This window comes from Methylibium sp. T29, from assembly GCF_000576205.1.
GTDB lineage: Bacteria > Pseudomonadota > Gammaproteobacteria > Burkholderiales > Burkholderiaceae_C > Methylibium > Methylibium petroleiphilum.
Genome location: NZ_AZND01000284.1, coordinates 1 through 3,951, shown reverse-complemented (window position 1 = coordinate 3,951; position 3,951 = coordinate 1). Strand labels below are relative to the sequence as shown.

The 3,951-nt window shown below is 70.6% G+C and carries 1 protein-coding gene and 2 pseudogenes; 1 reads left to right on the top strand and 2 read right to left on the bottom strand.

All coding sequences use genetic code 11. The features are described from left to right. Together recQ and x551_RS19450 are read right to left on the bottom strand one after the other, a co-directional pair. Positions 1–1,636, bottom strand: a 1,636-nt coding sequence (gene recQ, locus x551_RS19455) for a DNA helicase RecQ (RefSeq protein ID WP_051512186.1), incomplete at its 3' end; no start/stop codon positions are given. 48 nt (positions 1,637–1,684) lie between these two features. Further along, positions 1,685–3,067: pseudogene (locus x551_RS19450) on the bottom strand (chloride channel protein). A 188-nt stretch (positions 3,068–3,255) separates the two neighbouring features. Between x551_RS19450 and ssb the strand changes: the two are divergent. After that, a pseudogene (gene ssb, locus x551_RS19445) lies at positions 3,256–3,776 on the top strand (single-stranded DNA-binding protein). Positions 3,777–3,951: the final 175 nt, after the last annotated feature.

The window sequence follows — 3,951 nt, the reverse complement described above, 5'->3', positions numbered from 1 at the left end:
CGGCGCTGCCACCGCCGCGGGCGAGGCGTCCGCGCTTCGGTGTGTCGCTCGGCACGCGCAGCAGCAACTGCACCTCGCCCTTGAGCACCGCGCGCGCGCCGTCGGTCAGCGCCAGCGTGTTGTATTCGCCCTCGGACACCACATGGCCCAGCGCGACCAGCTGGCGCAGCACGCCTCGCCACTGCTGCTCGGACAGGTCGGCGCCGACGCCGAAGGTCGACAGGCCGTCGTGGCCGTACTGTGCGACCTTCTCGGTGGCCTTGCCGCGCAGCACGTCGATCAGGTGAGCGGCGCCGAAGCTGCGCGGCCCGCGGCCGTGCTGACCGAAGCGGTAGATGCACGACAGCAGCTTGCGCGCGGCCTCGGTGGCGTCCCACACCGCCGGCGGATTCAGGCAGTTGTCGCAGTTTCCGCAGGACCGACTGGGCTCGCCGAAGTAATCGAGCAACCGCATGCGGCGGCAGTCGTGCGCCTCGGCCAGCGCCAGCAGCGCGTCGAGCTTGCCGCGCTGGGCGCGCTTGAACTCCTCGCCGGCCGGGCTGTCGTCGATCATGCGGCGCTGGTTCACCACGTCGGCCAGGCCGTAGGCCATCCAGGCCTCGGCGGGCTCGCCGTCGCGGCCGGCGCGGCCGGTCTCCTGGTAGTAGCTCTCGATGTTCTTCGGCAGGTCGAGGTGGGCGACGAAGCGCACGTCGGGCTTGTCGATGCCCATGCCGAACGCGATGGTCGCGACCATCACGATGCCGTCCTCGCGCAGGAAGCGGTTCTGGTGCCGCTGCCGCACCGCGGCGTCGAGCCCGGCGTGGTAGGGCAGCGCGGTGATGCCCTCCGTCTCGAGCCAGGCCGCGGTCTCGTCGACCTTCTTGCGCGACTGGCAGTACACGATGCCGGCCTCGCCCTCGTGCTCGTCGCCGATGAAGCGCAGCAGCTGCTTGCGCGGATCGTCCTTTTCGACCACGCGGTAGCGGATGTTCGGCCGATCGAAGCTGCTGATGAAGACGCGCGCGTCCTCGAGCTGCAGGCGCGACACGATGTCGGCGCGCGTGTGCTCGTCGGCCGTCGCGGTGAGCGCGATGCGCGGCACGTCGGCATAGCGCTCGTGCAGCACGTGCAGGCCCAGGTAGTCCTCGCGGAAGTCGTGGCCCCACTGGCTCACGCAGTGCGCCTCGTCGATCGCGAACAGGCTCAGCAGTCCGCGCTCGTGCAGCGAGTCGAGCTGACCCAGCATGCGCGGCGTGGTCAGCCGCTCCGGCGCAGCGTACAGCAGCACCAGGCGGCCGCTCATCATCTCGCGCTCGATGCGCTGCACGTCGGCGAGTTCGAGCGAGGAGTTGAGGAAGGCCGCATGCACGCCGGCTTCCTCGAGCGCGCCGACCTGGTCGTGCATCAGCGCGATCAGCGGGCTCACCACCACGGCCACGCCGTGGCCGGCGCGGTGGCGCGCGATCGCCGGCACCTGGTAGCACAGGCTCTTGCCACCGCCGGTGGGCATCAGCACCAGCGCGTCGCCGCCGGCGCTCACGTGGTCGACGATCTCGGCCTGGTGTCCGCGGAAGGCGGTGTAGCCGAACACCTGCTGCAGCACGTTCAGCGGGTCGGTGGCGGGCAGGGTCGGGTCGGTTCGCGGCGGGGTCACGGGGCGGATGCTAGCGGAGCGCCCGCGTGTGCCGGCCGGGCGCGGGCGTCAGGGCCTGCCGGGAGCGGAGTCCTGGAATGCGGTGGTGGCGGTGCCCGAGTCCGGCGGCATCGTCGACGGCACGGCCGGCAGGCGTCGCAGCTGCAGCTCGGCCAGCTCGGCGTACAGCGGCCGGCTCAGCAGCCGCGAGACGCCGCTGGCCCCCAGCGCCGCAGCCATCAGGCTGAGCACCATCGCGTGGCCGTCGACCATCTCCATCACGATGATGAAAGCCGTGATCGGCGCCTGCGTCACGGCGGCCAGGAAGCCGGCCATGCCGATGGCGATCAGCGCCGCGCCGGCCGGCGAGCCGGTGAGCTGCGCGATGTCGGCGCCAATGCCCGCGCCGACCGACAGCGAGGGCGCGAAGATGCCGCCCGGCACGCCGCTCCAGGTCGACAGCCAGGTGCTGATGAACTTGAGCAGCACGAACAGCACCGGCAGGCCGGGTTCGCCGTCCAGCAGGCCCTTGGTCTCGTCGTAGCCGCTGCCATAGGTGAGGCCGCCGCTGACGATGCCGATCAGCGCCACCACGAAGCCGCAGCCGGCCGCGAAGCGCACCGGATGGCGCCGCCGCAGCGCGCAGAAGCGATCGGGCGCACCGACCATCGACACGATCAGCAGGCGCGAGAACAGGCCGCCCAGCAGGCCCGCGCACAGCACCACCAGCAGGCCGGGCAGCAGCACGCCGCTGTCGAGCCGGCCGACGCGGATGACGCCGAAGTACGTGGAGTTGCCGAAGGCCGAGACCGCCACCAGGCCGGCCAGCACGATGGCGGTGATGATGAGTCCGCTGTTGCGGTTCTCGATCTTGCGCGACAGCTCCTCGATCGCGAACACCACACCGGCCAGCGGCGCATTGAAGGCGGCGGCGATGCCGGCGGCGCCGCCGGCGATCAGCAGGCCGTGGTCGGTGACGCTCGATCGCGACGGCAGCCAGCGGCGTGCATGCAGCATCACTCCGGCCGCCACCTGCACCGATGGTCCTTAGCGCCCGGCCGACAGCCCGGCCAGCAGCGCGCCCGACGCCAGCACCAGCTTGGCCACGCTCAGCCGCAGCGACACGAACAGCCCACGCTGCGACGGCGAGGTGCGCGTGTCCAGCGCCGCCAGCACCTGCGGAATCCCGGAGCCGGCGGCCCCCGGCACCCAGCGCAGCGTGACCCACACCAGCGCCGCGGTGAGCGCCGGCATCCAGACCAGCGGCAGCAGCGGGTGCAGGGCGCGCAGGGCACCGAAGCCCTCGAGCGCCAGCTCGCTCAGCATCGTGAAGCCGACCACGGCGAGCCCCGCGGCGACCGCGTACGCCAGCACCACAGCGCGATCGCGCCAGGCGCGCCAGTCGACCAGTTCCTGGCGAACGGCCTGGGTGAAGTCGGGTTGCTTCTTCAAGGGTGCGGGACGGTGCGACGGTGCGCGAGCGGCGGCCCGCGCACCCACGGATGATGCCTGGGCCGGCTCATGCAAGAAGCGGGCGCAGGGCCATCGGGGTGGCGGGCATAATCATCGGCCGCCCCGGATTCCCGGGCCGCGGACCCCTCCGAATCCCTTCTTTCTCCTTACTGCGCGGGAGCAGCGGCATGGCCTCCATCAACAAAGTCATCCTGATCGGCAACCTGGGCCGCGACCCCGAGGTGCGCTACACGCCCAGCGGTTCGGCGGTGTGCAACATCAGCCTTGCCACCACCCGCAACTGGAAGAGCAAGGACAGCGGCGACAAGGTCGAGGAGACCGAATGGCACCGCGTGGTGTTCTACGACCGCCTGGCCGAGATCGCCGGCGAGTACCTGAAGAAGGGCCGCCCGGTCTACGTCGAAGGCCGCTTGAAGACCCGCAAGTGGCAGGACAAGGACGGCGCCGAGAAGTACACCACCGAGATCATTGCCGAGCAGATGCAGCTGCTCGGGGGCCGCGAGGGCATGGGTGGCGGTGACGACGGCGGTGGCGGCGGCTATTCCCGGGGTGACGAAGGCGGCGGCGAGGCCCCGCAGCGCGCGGCGCGCCCGCCGCAGCGACCGGCCGCCTCGCGCCAGGCGCCTGCACCGGCCCGCAGAAGTCGGCCACCGGCTTCGACGACATGGACGACGACATCCCGTTCTAACCGGCACCTTGTTGTTTTTTTGTTGATTGAAGGCCCGCTCTCCAAGAGGAGACGGGCCTTTTTTCTTATCAACACATCGTTTTGTGTTCTAGTTGGGTCGAGCTCAACTGCGAACTTACGAAACGGTGGATAGATGCCGCGATACGTCGCAAAGCGCTTCAGGTTGTGCGCGCCG